Source organism: Achromobacter veterisilvae (genome assembly GCF_037619525.1).
GTDB classification, from domain to species: Bacteria; Pseudomonadota; Gammaproteobacteria; order Burkholderiales; family Burkholderiaceae_B; genus Achromobacter; species Achromobacter veterisilvae.
The window spans coordinates 2,290,513-2,305,146 of record NZ_CP148753.1 but is presented as its reverse complement, the minus strand read 5'-3'; the positions used below and the strand labels follow the sequence as shown (position 1 = coordinate 2,305,146).

The following is a 14,634-nucleotide window of genomic DNA, read 5'->3' as shown; positions in this document are numbered from 1 at the left end:
CCCATGACACACAAGATTTCGCGCCCGATTTCCGCCGCCGTGCTGGCGTGCATCCTGGCCGCGGCGGCGCAGGCGCAGACGGCGGCGCCCGACTCGCCGGTGCGACCCGGCATGCAGCCGCTGGGAGAAACCGTGGCCGACCGCCCCTCGGCGGTCTACCGGTTCGAGACGCACAGGCTGGATTCGGACGACGGCAAGCGCCATTACCGCATCCAGATCGCCATTCCCAGGAATGCGCCCCAGAGCGGCGGCAGCCCCGCGCTCTATATGCTGGACGGCAACGCCGCCCTGGCCACGTTGACGCCGTCCGATCTGGACAAGCTGGGACAGGGCCGCGCGCCGGTGCTGGTCGCGCTGGGCTACGACGTGGCCACGCGCAACGACGTCGTGTCGCGGGCCTACGACTACACCCCGCCGGTGTTCGAGAACGGCAAGCCCGTGCCCGGCCCCGTGGTGCGCGGCCGCGTCGGCGGCGGCGCCGACGTTTTCCTGGAGTTCATCCGCGCCAAGGTAAAGCCGCTGGTGCGCGAGCGCGCCGCCATCGACCCGGGCCGCGAATACCTGTGGGGGCATTCGTACGGCGGCCTCTTCACCCTGCACGTGCTGTTTACGCAGCCGCAGGCGTTCGCCCGCTACGTCGTCGGCGACCCCTCGGCCTGGTGGCACGACGGCGCGCTGGTCAAGGAGTGGCGGCAGTTCGACGCCCGCAAAGCCGCCGGCAAACGGGTGGCCGTCCTGGTGGGCACCAAGCCGCGCGACCCCGGCCGCCCCCAGCCCGGCGGCGCGGAGCCGGCCGCGGGCGAGGATCCGCGCGCCGCGGTGCGCGAGATGGCTCAGGGCCTGAAGGCGGCGGGCGCCGACGCCACCTACGAAGCCTTCCCGCAGTTCGGCCACGGCGAGATGATCCGCGCATCGCTGGAAAGGGCCCTGGAGGTGACGGTCCAGCCTTGAAGCCCGGCGTTTCGGCGGGAACGCTTACACTGCACGGTCGCGGTCTTATCCCGACCGCCCCGAACGCCTCGACAGCCTTGACCATCCCGAACGCCTCCCCGCCCTTCATCGTCCTCGACGCCTGCGTCCTCATGTCCGGCATCCTGCGCCGCCTGCTGCTCCGGCTGGCCGAGGCCGGCGTGTTCGTGCCGGTCTGGACCGACCGCATCGGCGAGGAATGGCGCCGCAACGCGTCGCGCATCTGGGAGATACCGCCCGAGGTCATGACCGAGATGTGGGACGACATGAATGCGCGCTTTCCCGCCGCCCGCGAAACGGACACGCAGGTCTACGAGGCCTCCTTGCGCTACAGCGATCCCAAGGACTTCCACGTGATCGCGGCCGGCCTGGCGCGCCGCGCCCGCTGCGGCCTGCAGCAGCCGCCCGTGGTGCAGGTGCTGACCTGGAACCTGAAGGATTTCAACCGCTCGGAATTGCGGCGCCAGGGGCTGGACGTCTACAACCCCGACCGCATGCTGGTGCAATGGTGGCAGGCCCGCGCGGACAGCATCCGCGAGGCGGTGGCGCAGGTGCCCGCCGACTACGTCGCGCTGGGGCGCGAGCCCGAGCCGCTGTCGGCGACCCTGCACCGGGAACGGCTGTATGGCCTGAAGAACCTGCTGGCGCGCGACGCCGCCCCGGCCGGCGCGGCCTGAGGCGCCCTCAGTGGTCGTGATTGCTGGCGGCGAAGCCCGCCGCGTTCAGCACCGCGATCACTTCCTGGATATGCTCGTGCCCGCGCGTCTGCAGGACGAAGTCCACTTCGACATTGCGCACCGGCAATGAGGTGAATGCGCGCTGGTGGTGCACCTCGGTGATGTTGGCCTGCGCGTCGGCGATGAGCTTGGTGGCGTGCGCCAGCGCGCCCGGCAGGTCGCGCAGGTCCACGCGGATGCGGGCCAGCCGCCCCGCCCGCACCATGCCCCGCTCGATCAGCTCGCCCAGCATCAGCGGGTCGATGTTGCCGCCGGTCAGCACCAGCCCGATGCGCTTGCCCTTGTAGCGGTCGCTGCCGTCTTTCTGCGCATGCAGCAGCGCGGCCAGGCCCGCGGCGCCCGCCCCTTCGACCACCGTCTTCTCGATTTCCAGCAGCACCACGATGGCGTGCTCGATATCGCTTTCGGAGACCAGTTCGATGCGGTCGACCAGTTGGCTCACGATCGGCTGCGTCAGCGCGCCGGGGGATTTCACGGCGATGCCCTCGGCGATGGTGTACAGCCCCTGCGGCATGGACACGCCGTTGACCGCCGCGTACATGGACGGAAAGCGTTCGGTCTGCACGCCGACGATCTCGATGCCGGGCTTGAGCGCCTTGGCCGCGGTGGCGATCCCCGAAATCAGGCCTCCCCCGCCGATGGCGATGACCAGCGTGTCCAGTTGCGGCTGGTCCTCCAGCATTTCCAGCGCCACCGTGCCTTGCCCAGAAATGACGGCCTCGTCGTCATAGGGATGGATCATGATCAGGCCGCGCGATTTCGCCAGTTCATAGCCATGGGCCTTGGCGTCGTCGAAGGTGTCGCCCGCCAGCACCACTTCGGCGCCGAAGCGGCGCGTGTTGGCGATCTTGACCGTCGGCGTGAAGCGCGGCATCACGATCACGGCCGGCACGCCCATGCGCTGCGCATGGTAGGCCACGCCCTGGGCATGGTTGCCGGCCGACACCGCGATCACGCCCTTGGCGCGCTCTTCGTCGGACAAGGTCAGCATGCGGTTCAAGGCGCCACGTTCCTTGAACGACGCGGTGAACTGCAGGTTCTCGAATTTCAGCCAGATCTCGGCGCCGAAAATGTCGGACAGCGTACGCGACAGGGTAAAGGGGGTCTTCAGCACCTGGCCGCGCAGGTTTTCGCGGGCGGTCTGGATGGAGGCGATATCGATCACGATGGGTAGATCCGGTTAGCGGACAGGCAGAAAATTGAACAGCAGCAGGCCCTGCGCATAGTTGATCCCGATGCGCCGCGAGTTTTCACCCAGCAGGTTGGCGATCAGGTCCAGCCGGCCGATGATGGCGCCGAACTCCCGCTCGAAGCTCAGATTCGTGGCGTTGGGGGACATTTCATTGGCCAGCAACAGCGGTTCGCCTTGATTGTTGCGGCGCGACGCCAGCAACCAGGCGGCGGCCTCGACATTCCGTGCGGCATTGTAGACCCGCTGGCCATCCAGCGCGTCGGTGGCATACAGCCGGGTCTTGCCGTTGTGAGCCGCGATGATGGTGTCGGCCAGGCCGTAGATGAAGGCGCCGACGCGGTCGCCCGTGTAGTTGGGGTCAAGCGACACGGCCAGGATCTGGATGTCGCGCAGGCCGGCCAGATCGCCGGGCGGGACGCGGACTTCGATGGCATGCTTGACGCGATTCACGGCCGTCTTCTGGTCCGCCACGCCGTTCTTGCGCCATTCGCGGGGATTGCGGCGGTAGAGCTTGTCCAGGAGGGAATACAGGCTCGTGAGGTTGTCGCGGACTTCCAGGGTGACCGTGCGGTTGAAATCGGTCTGGGCGAACTGGTCGGCCGACATGTCTTCGCCGGCGGGGCCGCGCTGGCCAGGACCGGGGCTGCCCATGCAGCCGGCCAGCATGGCAAGCAGCACCGACATAACTGTGGTTGTCAGCCATCTATTCATGCTTGGCTCATCCGATTTCCCCCTTCGCGCCAGACTTTACAGGAATCCCGGGATTCGTAGGATGGGTGGAGCGCGAGAGTTCTTAAGCTAGAAATCAGACGCTGAACGCGCGCAACCCATGCGGCTGCAATCGACTGTTTTTTCGGCCGATGCGGGGGGGGCTGTCTGCCCATGGCCGATGCGGGGAGCCGTCTGCCCATGGCCGATGCCAGGCGCTGTCTGCTCACGGCCGCATGGGTTGCGCGCGCTGGATGTCAGAGTTCTAGCCTAAGAACTCTCGCGCTTCACCCATCCTACGTCGTCGTCGCCAGAGTCTCGGCACAGCACAACGCCCCCCCAAAAGAAAAACGGCGCCTTGCGGCGCCGTTCTTCGTCAATCAGCCTGCAAGCTTATTCGGCTTGCGGTTCCGATTGGGGAGCGGCTTCGGTAGCGGCAGCGGGTTGCTGCGCTTCGATGCCGCCGATGGCCTTGATGGACAGGCGCAGGCGGCCCTTGTCGTCGGCCTCGATGACCTTGACGCGGACCTGCTGGCCGACCTTCAGCACATCATTGATGTTGGCGATGCGGTAGTTGGCGATTTCCGAGATGTGCAGCAGGCCGTCGCGGCCCGGCAGCACCTGCACGATGGCGCCGAAGTCCAGCAGGCGCAGCACCGAGCCTTCGTAGACCTGGCCCACTTCGACGTCGGCGGTCAGCTCGACGATGCGGCGCTGGGCTTCCTTGGCCTGCGCTTCGTCGACGCTGGCGATCACGATCGTGCCGTCGTCGGAGATGTCGATCTGCGTGCCGGTTTCTTCGGTCAGCGCGCGGATGGTGGCGCCGCCCTTGCCGATCACGTCGCGGATCTTCTCGGGGTTGATCTTGATGGTCAGCATGCGCGGGGCGAAAGCCGACAGTTCGCCGCGCGAACCGTCCAGCGCTTCCTTCATCTTGCCCAGGATGTGCAGGCGGCCTTCGCGGGCCTGGGCCAGCGCCACCTGCATGATTTCCTTGGTGATGCCCTGGATCTTGATGTCCATCTGCAGCGCGGTGACGCCGTTTTCGGTGCCCGCGACCTTGAAGTCCATGTCGCCCAGGTGATCTTCGTCGCCCAGGATGTCCGTCAGCACGGCGAACTTGCCGCCGTCCAGGATCAGACCCATGGCCACGCCGGCCACGTGATCCTTGACCGGCACGCCGGCGTCCATCATGGCCAGCGAGCCGCCGCAGACCGAAGCCATCGACGACGAGCCGTTGGACTCGGTGATTTCCGACACGATGCGGATCGTGTACTGGAAGTCTTCAGGCGCCGGCAGCAGCGGGATCAGCGCGCGCTTGGCCAGGCGGCCGTGGCCGATTTCGCGACGCTTCGGCACGCCGATGCGGCCCGTTTCGCCGGTGGCGAACGGAGGCATGTTGTAGTGCATCATGAAGCGGTCGCGGTACTCGCCCATGAGCGCGTCGATGATCTGTTCGTCTTGCTTGGTGCCCAGCGTGGCCACGACCAGCGCTTGCGTTTCACCACGGGTGAACAGCGCGCTGCCGTGCGCGCGGGGCAGCACGCCCAGGCGCACGCTGATGGGGCGCACGGTGCGGGTGTCGCGGCCGTCGATGCGCGGTTCGCCGTTCAGGATCTGGCCGCGGACGATGGCCGATTCCAGCGAGAACATGATGTTGTCGACGGTCACCGCGTCCGGGGCGGACTCGCCCTTTTCAGCGGCGGCGGCGGCCAGCTTGGCCGACACGTCGGCCGACACTTCACGCAGCTTGGCGGTGCGGGCCTGCTTTTCGCGGATCTGGTAGGCGGCGTTCAGGCCTTCCTGGGCGGCCGAGGTCACGGCGGCGATCAGGGCTTCGTCCTTGGCGGGCGCTTGCCAGTCCCAATCGGGCTTGCCGGCGTCCTTGACCAGTTCGTGAATGGCGTTGATGACGGCCTGCATTTGCTCGTGGCCGTAGACCACGCCGCCCAACATGATTTCTTCGGACAGTTGCTGCGCTTCCGATTCCACCATCAGCACGGCGTTTTCGGTGCCGGCGACGACCAGGTCCAGCTTGGACGACTTCAGTTGCGAGGCGGTCGGGTTGATGGCGTACTGGCCATCGATGTAGCCCACGCGCGCGGCGCCGATCGGGCCGTTGAACGGGATGCCCGAAATGGCCAGCGCGGCCGAGGCGCCGATCATGGCGGCGATGTCGGGATCGATCTCGGGATTGACCGACAGCGTGTGGATGACCACCTGGACTTCATTGTAGAAGTCTTCGGGGAACAGCGGGCGCAGGGGACGGTCGATCAGGCGCGAGGTCAGCGTTTCCTTTTCGGACGGCTTGCCTTCGCGCTTGAAGAACCCGCCCGGAATACGGCCGGCAGCGTAGGTCTTCTCGATGTAGTCGACGGTCAGCGGGAAAAACGTTTGACCCGGCTTGGCCTTCTTGGAAGCCACGACGGTGGCCAGGACGACGGTGTCCTCGATCGACACCACCACGGCGCCGGAGGCCTGGCGAGCGATCTCGCCAGTTTCCAGGACGACCGTGTGCTGGCCGTACTGGAACGATTTTGTCACTTTATTGAACATGACGATTATTCCTTACAAATGAAAAACCGTGGCCGTCGCGACATGCGTCGCACCGACCACGGTTGCGTCATGGGGAGCCAGCCCCGTCGATCACTTGCGCAGACCGAGTTTTTCGATCAGTGCGCGGTACGAATCGGGATTGCGGCCCTTGAGATAGTCGAGCAGCTTGCGGCGACGGCTGACCATGCGCAGCAGACCGCGGCGCGAGTGGTGGTCCTTCATGTGTTCTTTGAAGTGACCGGTCAGTTCGTTGATACGGGCGGTGAGCAGAGCCACCTGGACTTCGGGGGAGCCGGTATCGCCTTGAGCGCGTTGGAATTGCGCAACGATATCGGATTTCTTGATGTCAGCTACAGACATTGATGACCTCTTCGGACATGCGACAGGGCCGAGGCGCCCTGACGTGGTTTGGAAAAAATTTGCGCGAACCTGGCTGAATTCGCTTTCTCACTGCTGCCATTGATGACTCAAACAGCAACCTGGAACGAGCTTGACGCTCGGGTCTAAATCCTGGGACTTACACCCCGGGGGTCCAGTCCCATCCTCAGGCTTCCGCGGCCAGCGCAAAGTATCTTGCAGAATCAATACACTTGATAAAGCTCGATGATTATAGCCGATTCGCTAGAATTACCCCAATGCGCCGGCCGTCCCCTTCCCTGGGCCGGATGGCCGCCCCCCGCCTCCGCAGGAGAGAGACATGTCCAAATATTACAAAACCGCCCGCACCGCGCTAGCCGCCGCGGCGCTGGCCGGCCTGACCGCCTGCGCGAACCTGGCCCAGATCCCCCCCGGCGCGCCCTACGCCGACGTCCTGACCCAGTTCGGCCGCCCCAATTTCGAATGCCCGCTGGCCAATGGCGGAAGCCGCGTCATCTGGACCCAGCAGCCCATGGGCCAGTACGCCTGGGGTACCAACGTCGGCACCGACGGCCGCGTGGACCGCGTGGTGCCGCTGCTGACGGACGCGCACTTCAAGGTGCTGGCCGAAGGCGACTGGGGCCCCGAGCGCGTGCGCTGCGAATTCGGCCCGCCCGCCGTCATCGAGGAATCCGGACTGGGCGAAAAGCGCGAAGTGGTGTGGTCGTACCGCTACAAGGAGAACAGCGTCTGGAACTCGCTCATGTACGTGTACATGGGCCGCGACGGCAGCAAGGTGACGCATTTCCACCCTGGCCCGGACCCGATGTACGACGACGACAAGTTCATGTGGCGGTAAACCCGCCGCGGCGGGTTTTTGCTTTTCTGATGGCGGGGGCCGGTCAGGACGAGTGGCCGCGGCGCTCCTGCGTCAGGCGGCGCGCCCGGTTCCAGCGCCAGGCCCAGGTGATCCAGCCGGACAGGCCGTACAGCACGAACAGGCCGAACAGCACGACCGGGGGATCGCTGGAGATAAAGACGAACACCGCCACCACCAGCAAGATGCCCCAGAACGGCACGCTGCGGCCCAGCGCGAAGCTCTTGCCGCTGAAGAACGGCGCGTTCGACACCATGGTGATGCCGGCGTACATGGTCAGCGCGAACGCCACCCAGGCCATCAGGCTGTCGTGGATGGGCAGTTTGTTGTCCACGGCCAGCCAGACGAAGCCCGCCACCAGCGCGGCGGCGGCCGGGCTGGGCAGGCCCTGGAAGTGGCGCTTGTCCACCACGGCAATGTTGGTGTTGAAGCGCGCCAGGCGCAGCGCGGCGCCCGCCACGTAAACGAACGCGGCCAGCCAGCCCCAGCGGCCCAGGTCGTTCAGGATCCATTCGTACATGACCAGCGCGGGGGCCACGCCGAAGGACGTCATGTCGGACAGCGAGTCGTACTGCTCGCCGAAGGCGGACTGGGTATTGGTCAGGCGCGCCACCCGGCCGTCCATGCCGTCCAGCACCATGGCCACGAAGATGGCGATGGCGGCGACTTCGAAGCGGTCGTTCATGGCCTGCACGACGGCGTAGAACCCCGCGAACAACGCCGCGGTGGTGAACGCGTTGGGCAGCAGGTAAATGCTTCGGTGGCGGTTCTCGGAATCGCGCATGGAAAAATTGGGCATGGTCTCAATAACTTACAACGGACATGGAAAGGTTAACCCATCTGGCCCCGCTTGCGGGCCGGAGCAAGGGGCGTGCCTGCGCAATCGGCCAAGAAAAAGCGGCATGCCGATGGGGTGAGGTGTCGGACACCAGGGAATAGCTATGCGGCAAGGTGTCTGACACCCCTGAACCACCGCCTCGAGCCAACGCCCCTCTCCCCCGGGTGTCAGACACCGGGGAATAGCGGCTCCCCGGACAAAAAAAACGGCATGCCCTCGCAGGCATGCCGCTTTGACCCTGGTTGCGCGGGGGCCGGCCCCGCGCATCGGCATGGATCAGTTCTTGGACTTGTCCACCAGCTTGTTGGCGGCGATCCAGGGCATCATGGCGCGCAGCTTGCCGCCCACCACTTCGATCTGCGATTCCGCGTTGATGCGGCGGCGCGAGGTCAGCGTCGGGGCGCCGGCGGCGTTTTCCAGGATGAACTTCTTGGCGTATTCGCCAGTCTGGATGTCCGTCAGGCACTGGCGCATGGCCTTGCGGGTTTCGTCCGTGACGATCTTCGGACCCGTTTCGTACTCGCCGAACTCGGCGTTGTTCGAGATCGAGTAGTTCATGTTGGCGATGCCGCCTTCGTAGATCAGGTCGACGATCAGCTTCAGTTCGTGCAGGCACTCGAAGTACGCCATTTCGGGCGCGTAGCCGGCTTCCACCAGCGTGTCGAAACCGGCCTTGATCAGTTCGACGGTGCCGCCGCACAGCACGGCCTGTTCGCCGAACAGGTCGGTTTCGGTTTCTTCGCGGAAGTTGGTTTCGATGATGCCGGCACGGCCGCCGCCGTTGGCGCTGGCGTACGACAGGGCCACGTCGCGCGCGGCGCCCGACTTGTCCTGGTACACGGCCACCAGGTGGGGCACGCCGCCGCCTTGCTTGTAGGTGTTGCGCACGGTGTGGCCCGGGGCCTTCGGCGCGATCATGATGACGTCGATGTCTTCGCGCGGCACGACCTGGCCGTAGTGCACGTTGAAGCCGTGGGCGAACGCCAGCGCGGCGCCCGGCTTGATGTTGGCGTGCACTTCCTTGTTGTAGACGGAAGCGATGTTCTCGTCGGGCAGCAGCATCATGACGATGTCGGCGGACTTGACGGCGTCGGCGACTTCCTTGACTTCCAGGCCGGCGTTGGCGGCCTTGTTCCACGAGGCGCCGCCCTTGCGCAGGCCGACCACGACCTTCACGCCCGATTCATGCAGGTTCTGCGCGTGCGCATGGCCTTGCGAGCCATAGCCGATGATGGCGACGGTCTTGCCTTTGACGAGGGAGAGATCGCAGTCTTTGTCGTAGAAAACTTTCATGTTGTGCTCCAGATTCCAGTATTTTGGATATTTGTTTAATTCAGATGTAGGGTGCGGCTTGGCCTGGAAGGCCGGGTCAAATCTTCAAAATCCGTTCACCGCGTCCGATGCCGGACACGCCGGTGCGCACGGTTTCAAGGATGGCACTGCGGTCCAGGGCCTCCAGGAAGGCCTGTACTTTTTCCTGCACCCCCGTCAATTCGATGGTGTAGGACTTGTCGGTCACGTCGATGATGCGGCCGCGGAAGATGTCCGCCATGCGCTTCATCTCTTCGCGCTCCTTGCCCACGGCGCGCACCTTCACGAGCATCAGCTCGCGCTCGATGTGCGCGCCTTCGGTCAGGTCGACGACCTTGACCACGTCCACCAGGCGGTTCAGGTGCTTGGTGATCTGCTCGATCACCTCGTCGGAACCGGTGGTCACGATGGTCATGCGCGACAGCGTGGAGTCCTCGGTGGGCGCCACCGTCAGGGTCTCGATGTTGTAGCCCCGCGCGGAAAACAGGCCCACCACGCGCGACAGCGCGCCGGGTTCGTTTTCGAGGAGGACGGAAATCACGTGCTTCATGGGTGGCCTCCTTACAGGTCTTCAGAGCCGAGCAGCATTTCGGTCAGCCCGCGGCCGGCCTTGACCATCGGCCACACGTTTTCGGTGCGGTCGGTGATGAAGTCCAGGAAGACCAGGCGGTCCTTGTGCTTCTTGAACGCCTCGCGCAGCGCGGGCTCGACGTCAGCCGGGCGCTCGATGCGCAGACCCACGTGGCCATAGGCCTCGGCCACCTTGACGAAATCGGGCAGCGAATCCATGTAGGACTCGGAATAGCGCGAACCGTAGTCGATCTGCTGCCACTGCCGGACCATGCCCAGGAAGCGGTTGTTCAGGCAGACGATCTTCGGCGTCAGACGGTACTGGTGGCAGGTCGACAGTTCCTGGATGTTCATCTGGATGGACGCCTCGCCGGTGATGACGGCCACGTCGTGCCCAGGATTGGCCATCTGCACGCCCATGGCGTACGGCAGGCCGACACCCATGGTGCCCAGGCCGCCGGAATTGATCCAGCGGCGCGGCTTGTCGAACTTGTAGTACTGGGCCGCCCACATCTGGTGCTGGCCCACGTCGGACGTGACGAAGGCGTCGCCGCCGGTCACTTCCCACAGCTTCTCCACCACGTACTGCGGCTTGATGACCTCGTCCGAGTTGGCGAACTTCAGGCATTCCTTGCCGCGCCAGGCTTCGACCTGCTCCCACCACTTGGCGATGGAGGCGGGCTTGTGCTCGGCCGAGGCGATGTCGTACTGCGCGCTGAGATCGGCCAGGACGTCCTTCACGTTGCCCACGATCGGGACGTCCACGCGCACGCGCTTGGAGATCGACGAGGGGTCGATGTCGATATGGATGATCTTGCGGGCGTTCTGCGCGAAGTGCTTGGGGTTGCCGATCACGCGGTCGTCGAAGCGGGCGCCGATGGCCAGCAGCACGTCGCAATGCTGCATCGCCATATTGGCTTCGTACGTGCCGTGCATGCCGGGCATGCCCACGAACTGGCCGCTGCTGGCGGGGAAACCGCCCAGGCCCATCAGGGTGCTGGTGCAGGGCGCGCCCAGTTGCGAAACGAGCTTGTTGAGCTCGGGCGCGGCATTCGACAGGATGACCCCGCCGCCCGTGTAGATCATCGGGCGTTCGGCCGACAGCAGCATCTGCACGGCCTTCTTGATCTGCCCCTGGTGGCCCTTGTTGACGGGCGCGTAGGAGCGCATCGAGATCTCGCCCTTGGGCGGGGTGTACTTGCACTGCGCGACGGTGATGTCCTTGGGGATATCCACCAGCACCGGACCGGGGCGGCCGGTGCTCGCGATGTAGAACGCGCGGCGCATGGTCTCGGCCAGGTCCTTGACGTCGCGCACCAGGAAATTGTGCTTGACGCAGGGACGCGTGATGCCGACGGTGTCGCACTCCTGGAAGGCGTCCTCGCCGATGGCCGCAGTGGGCACCTGCCCGCTGATGATGACCATCGGGATGGAATCCATATAGGCGGTGGCGATGCCGGTGACGGCATTGGTCACGCCCGGGCCGCTGGTCACGATGCAGACGCCGACCTTCTGCGACGAGCGCGAATAGGCATCGGCGGCGTGCACGGCGGCTTGCTCGTGGCGCACCAGGATATGCTGGAATTTGTCTTGCTTGAAAATCGCGTCGTAGATGTAAAGCACCGCGCCGCCGGGGTAGCCGAAAACGTGTTCCACGCCTTCTTCGGCCAGGCAGCGCACGACGATATCGGCGCCATTCAGTTCCATGTTGTCATTCCTTTCAAAACCGGCCCTGCAAACCCTGCCTGCTGCTCGCCCGGATACGGCGGCAACTGAACCCATACCGGCTACGACAACATGATCCGGCGCTTAGCGGCTCACGGAGCCACGCCACCCGGACACCTTGCCGACCCGGCACACGCTCGACAGAACGCAGTGCGAACGCCCCTGGGGGACGCTGGAGGTCGAAATGGAAGCCTTGGCAACACACGCTTGTGGCGCGGCCAACGGCAGGTGTAACTGCTGCGGGATGGATGGGAGGTGTCCCTGGCCATCCGCCTCAACGCACCGGCTTCGGATAGGCAGGCCGGCGCAAGTGGAGGAATTTACCGCGTTGCGTCAAAGGTGGCAAATCGGCCTTTCCAGGACTGTTGCGGGGAAGGTTCGGTAACCATCTGGCCCCGAAAAAAGCCCCCACGCCGCGCGCTACGCGCTTGCTGCCCCCCGAGGGGGCGTTTTTTGCCTTGGGGCGGCCCGGCGGCAAAAAATCCCACTGGCCCCATCTATATACTTGTGGCGTCGCCCAGAACCGAGCCGCCACCCATGGATTTGCGCATTGCCAGCATCCGCCGCTTCCTCTACAGCCATTACTTCTTCGGAGGGGTGCGCCAGGGGGTGGGAATGCTGTTGCCCGTGCTGGTGCTGGGCGGTGTCTTCGGCAACTACACCACGGGGCTGGTGGCGACCTTCGGCGCGCAGTGCCTGGCCATCATCGACCAGCCCGGCGGCCCGCAGCGCCATCGCACCAATGAAATGCTGGGCGGCGCGGCGCTGGGCACCCTGACCGTCGTCATTACCGGGCTGGCGTCCTCGCATCCGGTGCTGATCTGGCTGGCGGTCATCGCGCAGTGCTTCGTCTATTCCATGTTCACGGTCTTCGGCAAGCGCGGCGGACTGATCGGCTTCGCCGGCCTGCTGCTGATGACGCTGACCATGCATTCGCCGCTCGAACCCCACGAAGTGCTGGCGCATGCGGCCGCCACGCTGGGCGGCGCGCTGTTCTACGTGGCGTTCAGCCTGGGCTTTTCCCGCCTGTTCTGGCTGCGCGAGGAACAGCAGGCCATGTCGGTGGCGCTGTTCGCCACCGCCGACTACGTCGCCGCCCGCGCCGCCTTCTACGACGACACGGCGGACCTGGACGAGGCCTACCGCGCGCTGATCCAGCGCCAGTCCGTCATGACGGAAAAACACCAGGCGGCGCGCGACATGGTGCTGCGCGCCCTGCCCCGAGGCAAGGGCCTGGGCGACCGCCAGCGCGTGATGATCTGGAATATGTTCGTGGACATGCTGCAACTGCTGGACACGCTGGTGGCCACGCATACCGACTACGCCGCCCTGCGCCGCACGCTGGCCGGCAACGACTGCCTGATGTTCATGCGCGACGCGCTGGTGAAGATGTCGCTGGAACTCAACCGCATCGCGCTGGACGTGTCGCGCGGGCGCAAGGTGCAGTACCGCAGCAGCGCCCGCGCCGAACTGCGCGCCATCGAATACGAGATCGAACAGCTCAAGCAGCAGGGGCTGGGCGAACGCGAACCGGAAATGCTGGCGCTGATCGTCCAGGTGCTGCGCCGCCTGCGCAATTCGGCGCGCATCGTGGACCGGCTGGCCGACCACACCGCCGCCTCGCCGGACGCCAAGCCCACCGACGTGCTGCGCATCAACAAGTCGCTCACGCGCTTCATCTCGCGCCAGGAATTCCGCGTGGGGCTGCTGACCAGCAACCTGCGCCTGGATTCGCCGCATTTCCGCTACGCGCTGCGCGTGACGGCCGCCGCCGCCATCGCCATGACGCTCGCCAGCCGCTGGCTGTCGCCGGAGTTCTCCGCGCACAATTACTGGATCATGCTGACCATCGTCATCATCATGAAGCCGGGCTTCGCGCTGACGCGCCAGCGCAACGGCTGGCGGCTGATGGGCACGGTGATCGGCTGCTTCTGCGCCCTGCTGCTGTTCCACCTGACCGAACGGCCCGAAATCCTGTTCGCCGTGCTGCTGGGCGCCTGCATCATGGGCAACAGCCTGGTCCAACTGAACTACATGGCCAGCGCCATCTTCAACACGCTGTTCGTGGTGCTGGTGTTCCATTTCGTGTCGCCGGGCACCGTCTCCATGGCGGTGATCGGCGAACGCGCCATCGACACGCTGCTGGGCTGCGCGCTGGCGCTGGTCTGCAGCTACATCCTGCCCTGGTGGGAAGCCCGCTATCTGAAGCCGCTGGCGGCGGCGGCCACGCGCGCCAACCGCGAATACCTGATGGCGGGCCTGCGCTACGTCGAGGCCATGCAGGCCCACGGCGCCCCGGTGGGCGCGGCCGCCGGCGACACCCCGGCGGTCACCGACGCCGACCTGGCGTGGCGGCTGGCGCGCAAGAATGTGCACATCTCGTTCAGCAATTTCGCCGAAGCCTTCTACCGGATGATGAGCGAGCCCAAGTCGCACCAGGTGAGCGTGCCCGAGCTGAACAACCTGCTGATCCAGAACCACATCCTGGCCTCGCAGATCACGGCGGCCATCCCCATCCTGGCGGCCCTGCCCAGAACGCCCGAGGCCGTGCAGCGGGCGCTGACCGGCATGGTGGACCTGCTGGACGAAAAGCGCGCCCAGCCGCCGGCCAACCTGCCCACCCAGTTCGAGACGGAAGGCGAACAGGCGGCCCTGGTCTATCCGGTCAAGCAGATGCTCAAGGCCGCCCACATGATCCGGCAGGAACTGCACGCGCTGGCCGACCCGCGGCATGCGCCGCCGGTGGCGGCGGCGGCCTGAATCCCGGTAGGTGTACGTAGATGGGTGCGGCGCG

The 14,634-nt window shown here is 65.6% G+C and carries 12 protein-coding genes; 4 read left to right on the top strand and 8 right to left on the bottom strand.

Features of this window, described 5'->3' with window-relative positions:
- The first annotated feature begins 3 nt into the window (after positions 1-3).
- Positions 4-951: an alpha/beta hydrolase gene (locus WHX56_RS10680; protein WP_338881171.1), complete on the top strand. Its 948-nt coding sequence runs from the start codon at positions 4-6 to the stop codon at positions 949-951.
- Between the two features lie 131 nt (positions 952-1,082).
- On the top strand, positions 1,083-1,646 hold the full coding sequence (locus tag WHX56_RS10675; protein ID WP_338881762.1) for a PIN domain-containing protein: 564 nt from the start codon (positions 1,083-1,085) through the stop codon (positions 1,644-1,646).
- A 7-nt stretch (positions 1,647-1,653) separates the two neighbouring features.
- Here WHX56_RS10675 and WHX56_RS10670 read toward each other — a convergent pair whose 3' ends face one another.
- From WHX56_RS10670 to rpsO, 4 genes are all read right to left on the bottom strand, one after another.
- On the bottom strand, positions 1,654-2,871 hold the full coding sequence (locus tag WHX56_RS10670; protein WP_287754908.1) for a threonine ammonia-lyase: 1,218 nt from the start codon (positions 2,869-2,871) through the stop codon (positions 1,654-1,656).
- A gap of 15 nt (positions 2,872-2,886) precedes the next feature.
- Complete coding sequence (locus WHX56_RS10665) at positions 2,887-3,609, bottom strand: hypothetical protein (RefSeq protein ID WP_338881169.1); 723 nt, start codon at positions 3,607-3,609, stop codon at positions 2,887-2,889.
- Positions 3,610-3,999: 390 nt separating this feature from the next.
- Positions 4,000-6,162: a polyribonucleotide nucleotidyltransferase gene (gene pnp, locus WHX56_RS10660; RefSeq protein ID WP_129239668.1), complete on the bottom strand. Its 2,163-nt coding sequence runs from the start codon at positions 6,160-6,162 to the stop codon at positions 4,000-4,002.
- 90 nt (positions 6,163-6,252) lie between these two features.
- Complete coding sequence (gene rpsO, locus WHX56_RS10655; protein WP_006223612.1) at positions 6,253-6,522, bottom strand: 30S ribosomal protein S15; 270 nt, start codon at positions 6,520-6,522, stop codon at positions 6,253-6,255.
- A 337-nt stretch (positions 6,523-6,859) separates the two neighbouring features.
- Between rpsO and WHX56_RS10650 the strand changes: the two genes are divergently transcribed.
- Positions 6,860-7,378 (top strand): hypothetical protein, encoded by a 519-nt coding sequence (locus WHX56_RS10650; RefSeq protein WP_338881168.1) that lies wholly within the window; start codon positions 6,860-6,862, stop codon positions 7,376-7,378.
- A 43-nt stretch (positions 7,379-7,421) separates the two neighbouring features.
- Here the strand turns inward: WHX56_RS10650 and pssA are convergent, their stop codons facing one another.
- The 4 genes from pssA to WHX56_RS10630 form a co-directional block, all read right to left on the bottom strand.
- Positions 7,422-8,195 (bottom strand): CDP-diacylglycerol--serine O-phosphatidyltransferase, encoded by a 774-nt coding sequence (gene pssA / locus WHX56_RS10645; protein ID WP_287754906.1) that lies wholly within the window; start codon positions 8,193-8,195, stop codon positions 7,422-7,424.
- 315 nt (positions 8,196-8,510) lie between these two features.
- Entirely contained in the window at positions 8,511-9,527 is a 1,017-nt protein-coding gene (gene ilvC, locus WHX56_RS10640) for a ketol-acid reductoisomerase (RefSeq protein WP_129239671.1), read from the bottom strand.
- A 76-nt stretch (positions 9,528-9,603) separates the two neighbouring features.
- Positions 9,604-10,095: an acetolactate synthase small subunit gene (ilvN, locus tag WHX56_RS10635; RefSeq protein WP_006223608.1), complete on the bottom strand. Its 492-nt coding sequence runs from the start codon at positions 10,093-10,095 to the stop codon at positions 9,604-9,606.
- An 11-nt stretch (positions 10,096-10,106) separates the two neighbouring features.
- Positions 10,107-11,897, bottom strand: coding sequence for an acetolactate synthase 3 catalytic subunit (locus WHX56_RS10630; protein ID WP_167507609.1), 1,791 nt, complete (start codon positions 11,895-11,897; stop codon positions 10,107-10,109).
- 480 nt (positions 11,898-12,377) lie between these two features.
- Here WHX56_RS10630 and WHX56_RS10625 point away from each other — a divergent pair, with 480 nt between their 5' ends.
- Positions 12,378-14,600: an FUSC family protein gene (locus WHX56_RS10625; RefSeq protein WP_129239673.1), complete on the top strand. Its 2,223-nt coding sequence runs from the start codon at positions 12,378-12,380 to the stop codon at positions 14,598-14,600.
- Positions 14,601-14,634 lie beyond the last annotated feature (34 nt).

Bases quoted from the DNA above. Each gene is read 5' to 3' on its own strand.
- rpsO (WP_006223612.1), bottom strand. From the start codon at position 6,522: ATGTCTGTAGCTGACATCAAGAAATCCGATATCGTTGCGCAATTCCAA.
- pssA (WP_287754906.1), bottom strand. From the start codon at position 8,195: ATGCCCAATTTTTCCATGCGCGATTCCGAGAACCGCCACCGAAGCATT.
- ilvC (WP_129239671.1), bottom strand. From the start codon at position 9,527: ATGAAAGTTTTCTACGACAAAGACTGCGATCTCTCCCTCGTCAAAGGC.
- WHX56_RS10630 (WP_167507609.1), bottom strand. From the start codon at position 11,897: ATGGGTTCAGTTGCCGCCGTATCCGGGCGAGCAGCAGGCAGGGTTTGC.
- WHX56_RS10625 (WP_129239673.1), top strand. From the start codon at position 12,378: ATGGATTTGCGCATTGCCAGCATCCGCCGCTTCCTCTACAGCCATTAC.
- pnp (WP_129239668.1), bottom strand. From the start codon at position 6,162: ATGTTCAATAAAGTGACAAAATCGTTCCAGTACGGCCAGCACACGGTC.
- ilvN (WP_006223608.1), bottom strand. From the start codon at position 10,095: ATGAAGCACGTGATTTCCGTCCTCCTCGAAAACGAACCCGGCGCGCTG.
- WHX56_RS10680 (WP_338881171.1), top strand. From the start codon at position 4: ATGACACACAAGATTTCGCGCCCGATTTCCGCCGCCGTGCTGGCGTGC.
- WHX56_RS10675 (WP_338881762.1), top strand. From the start codon at position 1,083: ATGTCCGGCATCCTGCGCCGCCTGCTGCTCCGGCTGGCCGAGGCCGGC.
- WHX56_RS10665 (WP_338881169.1), bottom strand. From the start codon at position 3,609: ATGAATAGATGGCTGACAACCACAGTTATGTCGGTGCTGCTTGCCATG.
- WHX56_RS10650 (WP_338881168.1), top strand. From the start codon at position 6,860: ATGTCCAAATATTACAAAACCGCCCGCACCGCGCTAGCCGCCGCGGCG.